19 protein-coding genes and 1 pseudogene are annotated in these 16,935 nt (G+C 41.0%); 1 reads left to right on the forward strand and 19 read right to left on the reverse strand.

All coding sequences use genetic code 11. The features are described 5' to 3' along the window. On the reverse strand, positions 1-770 hold a 770-nt coding region (locus ESZ50_RS11140), incomplete at its 3' end, for a nuclease/transposase family protein (protein ID WP_484444112.1). Positions 771-832: 62 nt separating this feature from the next. On the opposite strand from ESZ50_RS11140, the gene tnpA reads away from it, so the two are divergent. Further along, positions 833-1,201: an IS200/IS605 family transposase gene (gene tnpA, locus ESZ50_RS11145; RefSeq protein WP_148623984.1), complete on the forward strand. Its 369-nt coding sequence runs from the start codon at positions 833-835 to the stop codon at positions 1,199-1,201. Between the two features lie 223 nt (positions 1,202-1,424). Here the strand turns inward: tnpA and ESZ50_RS11150 are convergent, their stop codons facing one another. The 18 genes and pseudogenes from ESZ50_RS11150 to ESZ50_RS11235 all read right to left on the reverse strand — a co-directional run bounded on the left by ESZ50_RS11150 (position 1,425) and on the right by ESZ50_RS11235 (position 16,849). Next, a complete protein-coding gene (locus tag ESZ50_RS11150) occupies positions 1,425-1,991 on the reverse strand; it encodes a TMEM175 family protein (protein WP_148623986.1) in 567 nt (188 codons plus the stop codon). Positions 1,992-2,065: 74 nt separating this feature from the next. Next, positions 2,066-3,030 (reverse strand): annotated as a pseudogene (locus ESZ50_RS11155) (zinc-binding dehydrogenase). A 229-nt stretch (positions 3,031-3,259) separates the two neighbouring features. Further along, positions 3,260-4,618, reverse strand: coding sequence for a magnesium transporter (mgtE, locus tag ESZ50_RS11160; RefSeq protein WP_148623987.1), 1,359 nt, complete (start codon positions 4,616-4,618; stop codon positions 3,260-3,262). A gap of 12 nt (positions 4,619-4,630) precedes the next feature. Beyond that, a complete protein-coding gene (locus ESZ50_RS11165) occupies positions 4,631-5,515 on the reverse strand; it encodes an RluA family pseudouridine synthase (protein WP_148623989.1) in 885 nt (294 codons plus the stop codon). Between the two features lie 2 nt (positions 5,516-5,517). Next, positions 5,518-6,330: an NAD kinase gene (locus ESZ50_RS11170; protein WP_148623991.1), complete on the reverse strand. Its 813-nt coding sequence runs from the start codon at positions 6,328-6,330 to the stop codon at positions 5,518-5,520. Next, the gene (locus ESZ50_RS11175; protein ID WP_148623993.1) at positions 6,308-6,940 is read right to left on the reverse strand and encodes a GTP pyrophosphokinase; all 633 of its coding nucleotides are present in this window, start codon (positions 6,938-6,940) and stop codon (positions 6,308-6,310) included. Before ESZ50_RS11175 ends, ESZ50_RS11170 begins: the two co-directional genes overlap by 23 nt. Positions 6,941-7,095: 155 nt before the next feature. Then, positions 7,096-7,626, reverse strand: a complete 531-nt coding sequence (locus tag ESZ50_RS11180; protein WP_148623994.1) for a DsbA family protein — start codon at positions 7,624-7,626, stop codon at positions 7,096-7,098. 99 nt (positions 7,627-7,725) lie between these two features. Further along, positions 7,726-8,253, reverse strand: coding sequence for a YfcE family phosphodiesterase (locus tag ESZ50_RS11185; protein WP_148623996.1), 528 nt, complete (start codon positions 8,251-8,253; stop codon positions 7,726-7,728). Further along, entirely contained in the window at positions 8,250-8,852 is a 603-nt protein-coding gene (locus ESZ50_RS11190; RefSeq protein WP_148623997.1) for an XTP/dITP diphosphatase, read from the reverse strand. Before ESZ50_RS11190 ends, ESZ50_RS11185 begins: the two co-directional genes overlap by 4 nt. 9 nt (positions 8,853-8,861) lie before the next feature. Further along, positions 8,862-9,689: a glutamate racemase gene (gene racE / locus ESZ50_RS11195; RefSeq protein ID WP_148623998.1), complete on the reverse strand. Its 828-nt coding sequence runs from the start codon at positions 9,687-9,689 to the stop codon at positions 8,862-8,864. Between the two features lie 32 nt (positions 9,690-9,721). Continuing rightward, positions 9,722-10,339: an HAD family hydrolase gene (locus ESZ50_RS11200; RefSeq protein ID WP_148624000.1), complete on the reverse strand. Its 618-nt coding sequence runs from the start codon at positions 10,337-10,339 to the stop codon at positions 9,722-9,724. 129 nt (positions 10,340-10,468) lie between these two features. Beyond that, on the reverse strand, positions 10,469-10,783 hold the full coding sequence (gene trxA / locus ESZ50_RS11205; RefSeq protein WP_148624002.1) for a thioredoxin: 315 nt from the start codon (positions 10,781-10,783) through the stop codon (positions 10,469-10,471). An 81-nt stretch (positions 10,784-10,864) separates the two neighbouring features. Continuing rightward, positions 10,865-13,240 (reverse strand): endonuclease MutS2, encoded by a 2,376-nt coding sequence (locus tag ESZ50_RS11210; RefSeq protein ID WP_148624004.1) that lies wholly within the window; start codon positions 13,238-13,240, stop codon positions 10,865-10,867. Positions 13,241-13,261: 21 nt separating this feature from the next. After that, positions 13,262-13,801 (reverse strand): CvpA family protein, encoded by a 540-nt coding sequence (locus ESZ50_RS11215; RefSeq protein ID WP_148624005.1) that lies wholly within the window; start codon positions 13,799-13,801, stop codon positions 13,262-13,264. Between the two features lie 4 nt (positions 13,802-13,805). Continuing rightward, positions 13,806-14,024: a cell division protein ZapA gene (locus ESZ50_RS11220; protein ID WP_246111555.1), complete on the reverse strand. Its 219-nt coding sequence runs from the start codon at positions 14,022-14,024 to the stop codon at positions 13,806-13,808. Positions 14,025-14,125: 101 nt separating this feature from the next. Continuing rightward, positions 14,126-14,719: a ribosome biogenesis GTP-binding protein YihA/YsxC gene (gene yihA, locus ESZ50_RS11225; RefSeq protein WP_148624009.1), complete on the reverse strand. Its 594-nt coding sequence runs from the start codon at positions 14,717-14,719 to the stop codon at positions 14,126-14,128. 9 nt (positions 14,720-14,728) lie between these two features. Continuing rightward, positions 14,729-15,976 (reverse strand): ATP-dependent Clp protease ATP-binding subunit ClpX, encoded by a 1,248-nt coding sequence (gene clpX / locus ESZ50_RS11230; protein WP_148624011.1) that lies wholly within the window; start codon positions 15,974-15,976, stop codon positions 14,729-14,731. A gap of 504 nt (positions 15,977-16,480) precedes the next feature. Further along, positions 16,481-16,849 carry a glyoxalase gene (locus ESZ50_RS11235; RefSeq protein ID WP_148624013.1) on the reverse strand — a complete coding sequence of 123 codons (369 nt, stop codon included), beginning with the start codon at positions 16,847-16,849 and terminating at the stop codon, positions 16,481-16,483. Positions 16,850-16,935 lie beyond the last annotated feature (86 nt).

The following is a 16,935-nucleotide window of genomic DNA, read 5'->3' on the forward strand; positions in this document are numbered from 1 at the left end:
TGGTTAAAAACAATTACATTAGGCTTAATGACTTGGTTAACACTAGTTCTAAACAGTTCATCATTATGCATATTCCAATCAACACCGATTGCAGGTTGTTGAGGAAGACGTTTAATCTCTTGAGTGAACACTAACTGTAATTCAAATTGACCATTATTTTTACGTTTCACTTTTGAAATGACAATCTTAGAGCCTTTGAGGTTCTTAATGTTTTCAACAACTTGAACAATACCAAATCCTTGAATTTTGATATGGTGTGCTGATTTTATTTCAATTTGACCGTTACTTGGTAATGAAACTGTCTTGAATGATGCTCTGTTACGTAAGAAATTCAATGAACCTTTACGATACCAAGCACGATTTTGGCGATTATTACTATGTTCATTGTTTTTATATGCTAATTTTTCGTCAATTGTCATTAAAGAAGCTTTATACAAAACTCGTCGATATTGTCCAAAATTAGTAAGCATTGTTTTTAATAGTTCATCGGCAGCTTGCGAATGTAAGCCAAGTTTAGGACTCCATTTTAACAATCCTTTATGTTGAGCAAACTTAACTTTAATAGCATTCAAAATATAACGTTTCTGGATAACGGTTGCTACAAATTTACGATTTAAATGTTTGTAACCGTAGGTTGCTTCAAGATACTTGTTAGTAAAATTCCATAATTCATTTTGAACATTAATACTTTGTTGATGATAATCAGTTAATTCTGGAGTTTCAACTAAACGAAATCGCCTTACGTATACTGATGTAGTTGTTTTAGACAATTTTATTTAGTAAGCTCCTTCTGGTATATAATTAGCTAATTATATCATGCGGTGGATTTACTATGATTGTTCATGAACGTGGCTATGTATACAATTTTAACTTCCATCTTGTTTGGGTTACAAAATATCGTAGACCAATTTCTGTTAATCCAAAGTTAGTTCGAGATATGAAAGATGCATTATCGTATTTAGCAAATGAACACGATATTGAAATTCAAAAAATGGAAGTTATGCCAGATCACGTTCATTTACTTGTTTTTTTTAAACCAAAGTATGCATCTTCCGAAATAGTACAAACACTAAAAGGTTCCAGTGCAAAACTTTGGTTCACAGCTCATCCAGAAACAAAGAAACTGTTATGGGGTGGGCATCTGTGGTCACCAAGTTATTACATTGGAACACTAGGAGAAATGTCAAAATCAGTTGTATAAAATTATATTGAAAGCCAGCGTTCTGAAGCTAGCTAGATACGATAAGAAGAAACGTTAACTACTAGAAATTGACCACGGTCTTTGGGTGGCTTTCATCTCGGCACTAAAGTACCGAGTTTTCAGCCTAATTGTGAACGAAGATTTGCATCGACACGTAATAAAAATCCACAATCACCTTTCAGCTCAGTCATTTCTCACTGCTAATCAACTTGAATAATCGTCACTAGTGAACTACCACTCTAGGTCCCACCTGTCTTCGAATGCTTAAAATAAGAAAAATTAGAATCGTCAATAAAACGTACACTGGGTAAAACCAAACTACACCAAAACCGGTCAAGATTATCAAATAATATCCTTTTCGAGGATACCTATTATGATCATTAGCATTCAGCCGGTTCTCCTTCTCGCGAATCAGCTCCGTTTCCATTAACGTAAATGAAATTGACCATAATAAGATCAAGGACAAATAACTAAACTCTGGAAGGACCTTATCTGGATATCGCCCAACCCATGCTGTAAAGAATGGAAACAAACTCATAGTGAATATCCAAAGGCCGTTGTACCAATAAACTCTCGCATTAATTTTTCTCACCGAATTAAATAGTCCATGGTGATTAAACCATACTACCCAAATCACAAGGAAACTTAACAAATAGGCAAAAAAAGGGAGCATTGCCAACTTTAACGCTGAAAGGCTGGCATTTTTTGGAATTGGCAATTCTAAAATCATAATGGTTGCGATGATTGCCACAATCGCATCCGTATAATTGAGAAAACGTTCTTTTACCACGACTCTAAATCCTCACGTTCTGCATCATTAAAACAGGCTAGCCTTGCTTGAACACAAACTTAATCCATCACTGTTTAGTTATGCGTGGTTTGCAACAAGATTTTCCCGACGTTTTTCCCAGTTTCAATGTAATCATGGGCTGCTTGACCGTCTTCCAAGTCAAATACCCTTGGCTCCGTAATCCAAATCTTGTGATCCAAGAAGTAACTGAATAACCGCTCACTTCGTACTTTCCGCTCTTCAAAACTAGTCAGAAAATCCCATAGATCACCTGACATAATGTTTTTGGAATGTGAAAATAAATCAATAAAATCAACCTGTGGTGGATTTCCACCTGCCATTCCAAAGAACACAACCTTTCCCCGATTCTTGATTAACGAAATACTTTGATTCAAAGTTGCACCAACACCATCATAGACCGTATCAAATCGACCACGTTGCCCAGCAACCCAATTATCATTCCGGCTTGAGAAAACTGCTTTACTACCTTGACGTAAAGCAATTTGCTTTTTCTCATCTGTTGAGGCCGATCCATAAACATTCATACCATCTGCTATTAACATTTGAGCAAGAATCTGCCCAACGCCGCCACTAATCCCCCTGTAACAAAAACATCCGAGTCAAACATATCTTTACCCAAATCATGAGCAAGAAAATCCGCTGTTAGCCCTTGCAAGCCAATACTTGCGGCTAGTTTTAGATCAATTCCGGTGGGTAAAAAGATCAACTTATCGGTGGGAACCGCCACGAATTCTGCATTCGCCAAAGGAACATCAACAAACAAAATTTCCTTATCCATGAGTTCCGAATCTACTGCTTGCCCTAATTTAACAATCTTTCCCGATGCCTCATATCCGTTAATCAATGGTTGATGCTGTTCAATGTGATATTCACCCCGTCTCCGATAAATATCCGCGAAGTTCAACCCAATATAAGTCGTTTTAACCAACACTTCATTTGCTTGCAATTCAGGCTCAGGAACCTCTCCGTACTTCAATACGTCACTCTTCCCAAACTCATCAAAGTATAATGCTTTCAATGTCATACTCCTCAATTTTAATGACTAGGTCATTTTATAATAGCCACGGCACCCCACGGTTATGCATGTGGATTACCAGCACTTTTCTGATAACGCTTACATCAACTAATTAAAGATTTTAGACTTCTATAGCTAAAATAACAACTTCATCGCCACATCAATTGACTAATTATGTGCTAAAAAAAGAGGTTGAGATTTCTCCCAGCCCCTTAGTTCTAACTTAGCTATGTTAATTCATGAAATGCGTAATAAACATGCCAGCAATTGTAAAGTAGATGATTACTGATGTTAAATCAGACATTGTCGTTATAAAGGGACCTGAAGCCACAGCCGGATCAATCCCAAAATGATTCATAATCCGTGGAATAAAGGCCCCTGCGATATTGGCAATCAAGATCGCCATAGCCATGGCTAAGCCAACCGCCATTCCAAGAATGAAATCGCCCTTCCAAAGCCAGACGACTAAGAAAATTGTTGTCCCAGCAATGGCCCCCACAGTCGTCCCAATCAACAATTCTGTGATAAATGCACGTAATAATTTTGGTCGTTCGCCTAACGATAACCGACGAATGGCTACCGCTAACGACTGAGTTCCAGCGTTACCACCAGTTCCGGTAATCAATGATACAAAGACTGCTAAAACAGAGGCCTTTGCAATTAGATCATCATAACCGTCAATAATCGTACTGGTCCCCAAACCAAGAAAAATTAGCCCAATCAGCCATGGTAGACGCTTTAACGCCGCGTAAAACGGGTTTTGTTGGGGCGCATCAACATCGGTACCAGCCAAACCAGAATAATCCTGAGTGGCTTCCTCGTCAATCACGTGCACAATATCGTCAATCGTAATTACACCAACCAAATGTCCAGATTCAACAACTGGCAGGGCAACGAAATTATAATCAGCCATCACGTGCGCAACGACTTCTTGATCGACCGTTGGCTCGACAGTAATAACGTGTTGATTCATAACCTCATGAACTTTCGTATCCGGTTCATTCAAGATTAAAGCTCTAAATGACAGCACACCCAGCAAATCTCCGGCATGGTCAATCACATAAATGTACTGGAATAATTCGATATGTAAGGCCGCTTCTTTGATTGCCTGCATTGCATCAGTCACGGTAATATCAGCCGGCACGGCAATAAAATCGCCTCCCATTAAGGCACCGGCAGACTCTTCTGGATATTGTGCCAACTGCTCCAACATTTGTGAATCGGTTGCTGACAACCATGGCTCATATTGCGCCAATGTCTCTGGATCAAGGTATGTCAACATCTGTCCTGAATTATCAGAATACATGGCGTCAACAACCGCTGCTAGCCTTTTCGGCGACAAGACTTTTACTAAAGCAGCAACATCCACTTGACTAAAGTTAATATCATTGAACATATGCGCAAGCTGTTCAACTGTTAACCAAGTGCTAACCTGCTGCTGTTGTGCCGAATCAAGATTTGTATAAAACTGCCCCTGCTCATACGGATGCAAATCCAGGAAAAGTTTCAGGAAGTCGGCCGCAACACCTTTTTCTAAAAATTGATTTAATTGTGCAATATGCTCATTAATACGTTGATGTTGCTTTTCCATAAACTTCCTCTTTTACTCGATTATCCTTTGCATATCAGCTGGCAGAGGCGCTTCAACCGTCCGATCACCTTGTGTAAATGGATCATAATACGTTAGCTTGTAGGCATGTAGTGCTTGGCGATCAATTCCACGATCAAGTGGGCCACCATAAACTTCATCGCCGACCAAGGGATGTCCCAAATAACTAAAATGAACTCGGATCTGGTGTGTTCTACCGGTATGCAATTTTACTCGAACCAGTGTTTGATTCCCAAACCGCTTCACAACCCAATATTCTGTCTGAGAAGCCCGACCATCAGCACGCACCTCACGTCGAATAAAATCATCATCCATTCGTCCAATCGGCGCATCAATTAAGCCATAGTCGTCTGGCAGATCACCGTCGACCAACGCATAATAACGCTTATCAACCGCATGAACCTTCAATTGCTTGTCTAACAAGGCATGCGCGAAACGGTGTTTTGCCAACAAGGCAACCCCTGAAGTAAATCGATCAAGGCGCGTCACAACGTGTGGCACTAAATCAGTCGCATGCTGAGCGGCCAAATACCCCTTCACCCGATTTACCATGGTGTTCTCACGGTCAGCCTTTCCTGGTACGGATGTAATTCCCGCGGTTTTGTCCACCAATAGCCAATTATCATCCTCATACAGAATTTCAATTGGTTCATTTGAGGCAATCACAATTTCATTACTTTCTTCAGGTGGCATCACAATCGTTACCGTATCCCCTTGATCAAGATCATCAATTGTGCGAATATGTTGCCCATTCAACAGGATATCACCGTTACCATGCTTCATTACTGTAAACATCCGATGTGATACGCCATGTTGAGCTAGGAAAGTCTTCACACGCAACTTCCCCGCATCTTTTTTTGTCCATGAGAAACTGGCCATTATTAATCTACCTCCGGGCCGATAAAACTAGATTTAACACGATGCCAAAATTCTAAATGGCGATACTCAGTAAAAGCAATTTTCTCCGTTGCAACACGTAGTTCAATCCATTCAACATTTTGAGAAGGCTGATTTAGGTGGTCAAAGGTAATAATTTCTTTACCATCATTTCTTCTCGGCACAATTTTAATCGTTTCACTTGGTCCAACAATCAATGGTGAACCTAACGTCCGATAAACACGATTATTAAGTGATGCAATCTCGGATAATTGAATAACCGCTAAACTTGGGTGCACTACCGCACCGCCGATTGACTTGTTATAACCAGTCGAGCCAGTCGGTGTAGCTGCTGTTAATCCGTCACCACGGAAACGTTCAAACAATTCGCCGTTAATATAAACATCGGCGACCAACGTCCCCAATGGACGCTTTATTGCAGCCTCATTTAAAGCTAACTGCCTAGTTGTATGTCCGTCACTGTACTTAATGACCATCTCCAAGAGCGGGTATTTAACGGTCTTACCAGGTTCATTCAGTAGCGAAGCCACTAGTGCTTGGACCTCATCCTTCTGCCAATCCGAATAGAACCCTAAATGGCCCGTGTGCATCCCAATAAATCTTATCTCAGTCAATTGCGCACTATATTCATGAAAAGCCGCTAACAGCGTGCCATCACCGCCAACGGAAATGACAACATCTGGACGGATTTGATCAAAGATGATTTCATGATTATCAGCCGCCATTAGAGCTGCTCTAATTTGATCTGTCACCTCTAACGACGTCTTTTGATTATTACTGTAAATCGCTAGCCGCATCATCGACTTCCTTTTCCTTGCTTTCGTTAACATGTTGATATAGCTCCGAATAAATATCATCAACTTGCATACTTAATTCGGCCGCTTTTTGTAATTTTGTCGCTAACCACTCTGGATCAGCGACACTATTCTTATAATTTAATGCATGTTCAATCGTTGCCCAAACATTCATTTGCAACGTTCTGATTTGAATTTCTGCTAATACTTTGCGTTCACCGGAAATTAGTTGTAATGGATATTCAATCACAATGTGATATGACTGATAGCCCGATGGTTTGGGATTCGAAACATAGTCTCGTTCCTCTAAAATCGTGATATCCTGACGTTCACGCAGTAAGTCAACAACCTTATAGATGTCCTCTTTGAACTGCGTCATAATTCGGAGTCCGGCCAAATCCTCCATGTCCAACTCTAAGCGATCGAGATCAATATGCCTTCGAACAGCCTTTTCTTCAATTGCAAGCGTTGTTTTTACGCGTCCTGTAACAAATTCAATCGGTGTCTTTACACCAGCCATTGCAAATTCGGTCCGCATTCCGCGCAATTTAACTTTTAATTCTTCAACTGTCTGTTGGTACGGTTGTAATCGTGTAATCCATTCTTCAGCCATTGTTGATCCTCCTAAATTACCCTATGTCATTGTACCAAAATGTACTCCTTTTCACGAGTTAAGAAATATATTTTAGTACTTAACCTGACACAGAGAAAGGCTGGGTGGCTTCATCCATTCGAAACCACCCAGCCTAACTTACCATTAAATATCTTTTAGATGATCTCGCTTTGTAGAGTTACGCCCAAATCAAGAACATCATTGCTCTCAAGAAGTGTTTGTAACTCAACCATCTGCTCATTATCAACAATTAGTAGCGGCCAATTACCATTTATTTTCCTGACAAATTGTCCCGCCAAACGCTGGTTTCGTAAAACCTGCTGACCAATCAATGGATCTGTCTGTTCGAGTAAGAACTCTTCCCATTCACCACCTGCCGCCTCGACAAGTTCGGCGACATTTAATTCACTGTATTTGTAACCAAGCAACATTAATTTTTGGCTCTTAATCAAGAATTTTTGTGCTCGCTTTGCTCCAAAAAGATGCATTGCTTGGTAGTCAAGTGCTAGTTGGTACTTATCTTGAGCATCTTGAAAGTCCAAATCCTTCAAAGTATTCATATTAATCACTGGAACTAATTTTAATTTATTTTTACCACTAAGCTGATTATTTACTTTAATCAACTGTTCTTCAAGGCGAACCACTGCCTCAGATACTTCTTCAGTGAAAAATAACATCTCGTACATGACATACCCCTTCCCTTATTTCAGTTGAAATTGTACCTAAAACTTGAATAAAGGTCGAATAATATGCCTTGCCCTTAATTATTCCTTGAAAAATTTCCGTTATATCGGACGATTAAATCGCACCAATAATTGATCAACTGGTAGTTGATCACGCGTATAAAACTGCACCGTATACTGTTCTGGCGTAACGGTTAAAACCGCATAAGTGCCACCCAGATTAGCATATGGTCCCTTAGGTAGACTAATTGATCCCGGATTAACAAACAATCGATGATCAATAATCTCAGCCCCCAACTGATGCGTATGACCAGAAGTTACAACGTTGGCGCCCACCAAAGCTGCTCGCTCACGTAATTGATTAAGATCATTCTCCGTATGGTAGAAATGACCATGTGTTTGATAAATATCAATCTCAGAGTCCTGGTAATGATGTTCCTTGGCAAAGCCTTGGTCAAAATCCATGTTCCCAATAACCGTCGAAACGTCTTTAAAGATCGGATCATCAGCTGGTAATTCTGAATCACCATTATAAAAAATTGCTTTCACCTGACCTCGATAATGATTAAAAATCTTCGTCAGAATATCACGATCGCCATGTGTATCTGAAATAATCAAATATTGACTCATTGTTGCTCCTCCCACCACTGACTGAATTCTTTCATAAATTTGCGTAATGCATTCCCACGATGGGACACCGCGTTCTTCTCACTAGCTGACAATTCCGCAAAAGAACGTTGCATAGGCTCATAGAAAAATAATGGATCATAACCAAATCCATCATCGCCCCGCGCCTCTTCAAGAATTCTACCAGTAACACTTCCAGTCGCAATCAAAGGGGCAGCATTTGGCTTTACCGCAACAATTACTGAATAAAAGCTGGCTGATCGATCATCGCCGACCACGCCATTCAATTCTTTTAGCAGTTTAGTATTATTTGCTTGATCATCATGATCTCCAGCATAGCGTGCCGAATAGATACCTGGAGCTCCATTTAGTGCATCAACCACCAAGCCAGCATCATCAGCAATAACCGGTTGTTGAAATGTCGCTGCGATTGTGCGTGCTTTGATCAACGCGTTTTCTGCAAAGGTTGTCCCATTTTCAACAATTGTTGGTACATCTACTAGTTCATTCAATGAACGCACCGTAATCCCTAATGGTGTTAGGAACTCGCGAAACTCGCGGACCTTCCCTTCATTTTTCGATGCAAAAATTAGTTCAGTCATATTTAACCCCTACTTATTCGTTAATACCACTTGATCGTCTTTAATTGCGAGACCCTCAACCAATAGCTGATCATCCTCTAGCCACCGCTTAGCAATTGCGCCAAAGTGAGTTGCTGAACCAGTTGTATAAAATCGATTCGCTTTTGTTGCGACTGATAAAGCATGCTTCAGGTCTTGTTCTGCAAGAATTTTTTCAACAACATTAATGGACTCGGCACCGGCATCAATCAATGTGACTGCTGGTCCCATTGCCTGTCCAATAAATGTTTCAATTAGCGGAAAGTGTGTACATCCCATAATCAAAGTATCGACTGGATGTTGCTTAAAATATGCTAATTTATTTTCGACGATTTTTGCCACTGTCTCCGATTGGTAATCCATTGTCTCAACAGCAGTCACAAATTCGGGCGCTGCCAGTTGTTCAACTACTAAATCGGATTTCCCGCTCGCCAAGCCCTGTGCATATGCACCTGAATCAACAGTGCCTTCGGTTGCAATTACACCAACTCGTGGATTCTTACTGTGCAAGGCCGCATCAATCCCCGGCTGAATCACACCGACAACCGGAATCGATAATTTAGCTTGTAAATCAGGTAATGCCGCCGCTGTAGCTGTATTGCAGGCAATCACCAATAACTTTATATCCTGCTCAAGCAAGAAATTTGTTATTTGCCAAGTGAAATCACGTACTTCCGCTTGTGGTCTTGGGCCATATGGCATTCGAGCGGTATCCCCTACATAAATAATTTCTTCATCTGGTAATTGGGTCAAAGCTTGCTTTACAACTGTCAAGCCGCCTACACCAGAATCCATATAACCAATGGCTCGATTATCCATAGTTATCACCTACAAAATTCTTTCTTAATTTTTTAATTTGAAAACTTTTGTGCAAGTTCCATTGGTGATGCAAAACGATATTCCGCATCCGCAAACTTACTTTGATCACGTACACCCCATGCTGCCAGTCCAAATTCAACTCCTGCTGCATGTGCAGCGTACATATCATGAACTGAATCACCAATATAAATTGTTGTTTCAGGGCTCGCAGATAAATTGTTAATCGCAAGTTCGATTGGATCACCATATGGTTTCATCCGTGGTGTCATTCCAGCAAAAACAAACGTCTTGAAATAACGATTAATATCAAAAGCATCTGCATGGTCGTTAAATTCGGCCGCTGTATTTGATGTAACAATTCCTAAATCATATTGGTGAGCAAGTGTCTGCAGCATTGTACTTACGCCATCGAACAAATCTACTTCTTCCCAGAAATCATGATAGTGACTCTGCCACTTCAATTGAACCGTTTGAGCATCTGAAATATTCAAAAACTTTAAGGCTTCCAACGAGGGCAAGCCGAATGTTTGATACACTTCTTCATAAGTCTTTGGTTGACCTAGCTCCGCCAAGGTCTTTTGCAGTGAATGCATATACATAGATTCTGTACTAAGTAGCGTGCCATCAACATCATAGATAATCGTTTGCATCTTTTGAGCCCTGCCCCTCTTTTACTATAAAAAAACTCCAATAGTAATTATACCACTGGAGTTTTTAAACACGGCTTATACCGGCCATATCTAAATAAATTGATTAAATCTACTCGGTCGCCTTGCAAATTATGCCGTGTACTTATTTAAGATTTCCTCTAGTTGGTGAGCAGGTGTATAACCTGTTAATCGTTCAACAACTTGACCATCCTTCTTGATAATCAAAGTTGGTATCGCCATAATACCAAGCTCGCTGGGAGTCTCGGGATTTGAGTCGATATCGAGTTTATTGAATTTCACACCATCCATGTGCTTCGCAAGTTCTTCAACGACTGGTGATTGCATCCGACAAGGACCACACCACTCAGCCCAGAAATCAGTCAAAGTAACACCTTGACTAGTTGCAGTTTCATAGTTTGCATCAGTAACATTCTCTACAGCCATTATCTTCACCCCGTCTTTAATTACTTATTTTTTGTTAATAATATTGTAAACCAAAAACAGATAAAAAGCTAGTCACACGATTTAACCTAGTTCCACGTAAGTTGCACCCTGATCTGGACCAGTGAAATTGAAGTTCTTAACAGAACGATGTGAACGAAGATACTCTTGCACTCCTTTTCGAATTGCACCGGTCCCTTTACCGTGGATGATTTCAACTGACTGCAAATTATTGAGGAGCGCATTATCGATAAAACGATCAAGTTGACTCATTGCTGATTCATAACGTTCACCTCGTAAATCAAGGGTTGCAGAGGCGTTCGCTCGATTAGTCGCGCGTGCCGTACTAACATTACGCTTAGTCGATTTATCACTGTCACTAGTTTGGCTCAACGTTTGCTTCTCCAAATCGGCACCTTCAAGCACCATCTTCAGAATCCCCATTTGAACCTCAAACTTGTCGTCCTTGAGCACGCGTTTAATGACTCCTTGCTGTCCATACTCTCGAACGAGCACGGTATCGCCTAATGCCAAAGCCTGCTCTGCTTTGGCTTGTTTAGCTCTACGAAGAATTCGATTATTTTCAGCTGATGGCTCTTGACGTAAGGCATTCAATTCACCTTTCGCATCAATAATCTGATTTGTTTTAATCTGCGCACCATCACGTTGCATTTTCTGCAGATCAGCGATAATTCGCTCCGAACGCTTCTTGGCCTCAGCGACCAGATGATTGGCATCCTGCTTTGCTTTTTCAAGCGTTTTAGCTTGTGTTTGGGCAAGCGTTTCAGCCTTTTGTTCATAATTCATCTTTAATTGACGATTTTCAACAACTTGTGCTGCCAATTGAATTTGTTGATCCAAGACGGCGTTGCGTCGTTCAACCAAGTCCGCAATCATATCATTCAACTCTTGCGAATCATCAGAGGTCAAATCTGCGGCCGCTTGAATGATCTCATCCGCCAATCCTAAACGCTTTGAAATCTCAAGTGCATTTGACCTTCCGGGAATACCTATTAAGAATTTATAGGTTGGACGCAATGTCTCAACATCAAATTCCATTGACGCATTGATCGTATCGGTTCGATTATAACCGTAGACCTTCAATTCAGGATAATGAGTTGTCGCAACGGTATAAGCGCCCTTTGTACCAACAGCATCTAAGATTGCCATTGCCAGCGCAGCCCCTTCTTGTGGGTCTGTACCGGCGCCCAATTCATCAAATAATACCAATGAATGTTCGTCAATCTTTCCTAAGATGTCAACAATATTAACCATATGCGAACTAAACGTCGATAATGATTGCTCAATCGACTGCTCGTCACCAATATCAGCAAAAATTTCGTCAAAAATACCAACCGTTGAATATTCAGCAACTGGTAAGAACATTCCTGATTGGGCCATTAATTGCAATAAGCCCAGTGTTTTTAGCGTGATTGTTTTTCCACCAGTATTTGGTCCCGTCACGATGATTGCCGTGTAATCTTCACCAATCACAATATCGTTTGGAACAGCCTTAGACTGGTCCAGCAATGGATGGCGGGCCGCTCTTAGGCGAATATGGTTTTCGGGAGAATATTCGGGTTCTTGAGCTTTGATTGCTACAGCATACATTGCTTTGGCATTTACAAAATCAAGATGTCCTAAAATTCTAGCATTATTCGAGATTTCGTCGGCAAATGGGCGGAGTACATCTGACAATTCAGCAAGGACTCGTTCCTCCTCATGTCGTTCTTTCAAATAATGTTCCCGTAAGCGATTGTTCATCTCAACAACATCGGCTGGTTCAATATAAAGGGTCTGACCTGTCTGACTTTGATCATGCACCACTCCGCCAAATTGGCTTCGGTACTCAGCTTTGGCTGGAATTACATACCGATCATTTCGCATGGTAACAATTGCATCTGACAAATATTTAGCCATCTTACCCCGAGTATAATCTTGCATGCGCTGACGAATCGCGTTCTCGGTGCTACTAATTGCTTGTCTAATTCGGTGTAATTCAGGTGAAGCTTCGTCTGTGACACGACCATCACCATCAATCGCTGTATTTACCCGCCGTGTAAGATCATTTAACATAACCAGCTGAGTATAGTAAGGTTCGAGAGCTGTAAAACGCTCCCCCTTATCCTCAACCAAATTATCAAAGAAAGTCCGCATTTGACCGGTTGTAAATAAGACTCGTCCAACTTGTGCGAGTTCTGTACCACTCAAATTGGCGTCAATTTTTAACCGCTGCATCTGTGGTTTGATATCTTCCAAATGCGGAATTCTAATTCCAGCAGCTAATCGAATAATTCTCATTGCATCAGCTGTTTCTGCTAACCATGTCTGCATTTCTGTTGCATCTTTACTTGGCAGGAGCTTATCTAATTCAAGCCTACCAGCAGCCGTTGCCAAATATGGAATCATTTGTGCTTTAACTGCGTCATACTCTAAAGTTGCTAGTACCTTTGAGTTCATTCTGAGTAACCTCCCTACGACTTATTGTCGTATCCACCATTGATAAATCTCACTGGACAAGAAGGGCGTTTGGGTTAAGATCCATTGTGCAAGTTTTGAGTTTGTTAATTGATCTTGCCACCATGTCACCTGCCAAGTTTGGAAAATCTGGAGGATAAAAAATATTAATATATAAATAATTATTAGATTCAAAATTGCTCCCAATAAACGGTTAATCCAGCCAATTACGGGAATATGATTTAAAAATTTTACTCCGTTCTCAACCGATCGCAAAATGAAATAACCAATCATCGTGATTAATCCAAAGGCGATTCCTGATGCCATAAATTGTAGCGCTGTGTCCTTCGCAATATCAGGTACGGTTGTAGCTCCGTATTGAGCTGTTGCACTGGAGAAGAAAGTATCCATTAGCCAAACACCAAATCGGTGTGCCAACAGAATTGCAATTACCCAAATCAAGATCCGACCAACCATCCGAACAAATGTCCGTAAAAGACCATTTCGATAACCACGAACCCAAGCTGCCAACAAAACAAGTAGTAGTAGAATTGTTAATAGCATTGGTTTACCTCCGCGCTTCCTGCATCTTTAACTGATCAGACAAGGCATTAAATGCCAAGAGCATCGCAGCCTCTTCATTTGAAAGGTTCGGATTGCCCGTTTTAATTGCTGTGAGCTGTTGATTGGCCAAATCCAAGACTGCTTTCATTTGATCCTGACTCTCTTCAGCTGTAAATGTATATGTCTTTCCCAGAATTGTCCCTTGAAATCGTGAACGTACCATAATATCACCTCATCTTATTTATATGTATGAATGAGGCCAGGCTAGAACATTCTAACCCAGCCTCATTCCTGCTATCAATTTGTCTGACAGACGAACCTTAATTATTCGTCAGCCATCCGTGCTTCGATCCAGTCCCACACATCGGTCTTACCGAATTTGGTTTCAGATGAAAACATTTCAAAATCCGAAATCTCTGGTTCGAAGTCAAGGCTATTCTTAATGACTGACTCTGCCTTATTCCACTTACCACGAGAAATCTTATCAGCCTTTGTTGCAACCACCAGAACTGGAATATTAAAGTAAGTCAACCAGTTATACATTGCGATATCTTCTTCAGAAGGCGCATGCCGGGCATCAACTAGTGAGACAACCCCTTTAAGTTGTGGACGTTCTGAAAGATATTTTTCAATCATCTGTCCCCACTTCTCACGCTCCTTTTTGGATACCTTTGCATAACCGTATCCAGGAACATCGACGAAATAAACCTGTTCTTCGACTTTATAAAAATTCAAAGTCTGAGTTTTACCTGGTTGCGATGAAGTCCTAGCAAAAGCCTTACGATTAATCAATGTGTTCGTCAAAGATGACTTTCCAACATTTGATCGACCAACGAAGGCGATTTCAGGTAAATCCCCCTCAGGATATTGACTTGGTTGGACCGCTGAAATTGTTAATTCAACATTATGCACTTCCATCAGCTTGTCCTACTTTCCAATGATTTCAGGCGCCAGATGTTCTTCAACTGTCGCACGCGTAATAATAACTTCCGCAACATCTTCGCGCCCCGGTAGATCAAACATAATATCCCGCATGACTTCTTCAATAATTGAACGCAAGCCACGCGCACCTGTCTCACGTTGAATTGCCAATTTTGCCATTGCACGTAAAGCATCATCATTAAAAGTCAACTTAACGTCATCTAAGGCCAACAGTGCTTGATATTGCTTCACTAGCGCATTCTTAGGCTCCGTCAGAATATGCACAAGATCATTCTCGTCTAATTCCTCTAAAGCAGTTAAGATTGGTAGTCGACCAATAAACTCAGGAATCAAACCAAAGCTCATCAAATCTTCTGGCAAGACATGTTGCATGATTGATGATTCTGAATCATTTAGCGCTTGCAACTTAGAATCAGTACCAAAGCCAATTACCTTCGCTCCTAAGCGTTCCTTAACGATTGATTCGATTCCCGCAAAAGCCCCACCAACAATGAACAAAATATTAGTCGTATCAATTTGAATAAATTCTTGATTTGGGTGCTTACGTCCACCTTGCGGCGGAACGTTTGCAATCGTTCCTTCAAGCATCTTTAGTAAGGCTTGTTGGACTCCTTCACCAGAAACGTCTCGTGTGATTGAGACATTTTCAGACTTCTTTGCAATCTTATCAATCTCATCAATGTAGATAATTCCAGTCTGAGCTGCCTCAACGTCATAATCAGCTGCCTGAATCAACTTCAACAGAATATTCTCAACGTCCTCACCAACATAACCAGCCTCGGTCAAGGTTGTCGCATCAGCAATCGCAAATGGCACATTCAAAAGTTGAGCTAAACTTTGCGCAATGTAGGTCTTACCTGAACCAGTCGGTCCGACCATTGCAATGTTAGACTTTTGAAGTTCAACACCGCTCTCATCATCCTCACCAGCCAACATGCTATTAATCCGCTTATAGTGATTATAAACAGCAACTGCTAATGTTCGCTTCGCTTCGGTTTGACCAATCACGAATTGATTCAAATTCTCAACAATTTCATGAGGCGTCTTTAAAGTTAGTGTATGCTCCAAAGCATCTTGTTGGAGATCTTCTTCAATAATTGATTGCGCCAAGGCAACACATTCATTACAAATGTAAACGCCAGGTCCCGCAATCAGCTTCTTTACTTCGGTTGAAGCCTTCCCGCAGAATGAACAATATGCAATACCGTTCGTATTATCGGTTGTGTTAAACACTGTTCAACCTCCTATGTTTCATTAAATACAGTTTCTAATATTGTAACAAATTACCTGGATTAATGCAGAGCATTATCAGAGTGCGGTCTGGCCGATCAGTTGGACCGTTGATAAGGAAGCAGTAAGTGCTTAGCGTTTCCGGCACGGAAATGATGAGTGCTTACTACGACTTATCCTAGGTCCAACAGGCCAGTCCCACGTTTATCAGAGTGCGGTAGTGCCGACCAGTTGGACCGTTGATAAGGAAGCAGTAAGTGCTTAGCGTTTCCGGCACGGAAATGATGAGTGCTTACTGCGACTTATCCTAGGTCCAACAGGCCAGTCCCACGTTTATCAGAGTGCGGTAGCGCCGACCAATCAATCCGTTGATAACGTAGGGCAATAAGTTTAGCGGTCTCGGCACGAGTCCGATGAGCTTATTGCACAAGTTATCCTAGGATTGATAGGCGCTACCATCTTCAAATGATTCGAACATCCATCAACAGTAACTGTTCATCCGATTCACTAAGCTTCTAGAAACGCAAAATACTGATCATCCTCAACAGCGAAATAGAATGAGCTCCGGCCATTGACAGTTTGAATCTCACCATAAATTGGCATTGCTGCCGCCACTTTGGCATGCATTGCTGCTAAATCATGAACTGAGAAGGCGATCGAAGGCTTGCTGTCAGCAACCTCTGGTGAATTTTCGCGAATAAAGGCAATGTCCCACAGTTGAATACGTGCATTCCCGTCGATATCTGGTGCCAATACGATCGTCTCCGATGTACCGACAGACATACGTTGAATTTCCACGAAACCAATTTTAATAAATAATTCCGCAACTGTTGCCACGCTCTTTACATATAAGTTACTAGTCATTTCAATAGTCATAATATCACCTTTTGCTCTACATTCCAGTTATTGACCAATATTATTCTGTGTAATTAGATTCATCGCTAATCAAAGACCGAATAACT

The organism is Weissella muntiaci (genome assembly GCF_008107635.1).
Lineage (GTDB): Bacteria > Bacillota > Bacilli > Lactobacillales > Lactobacillaceae > Weissella > Weissella muntiaci.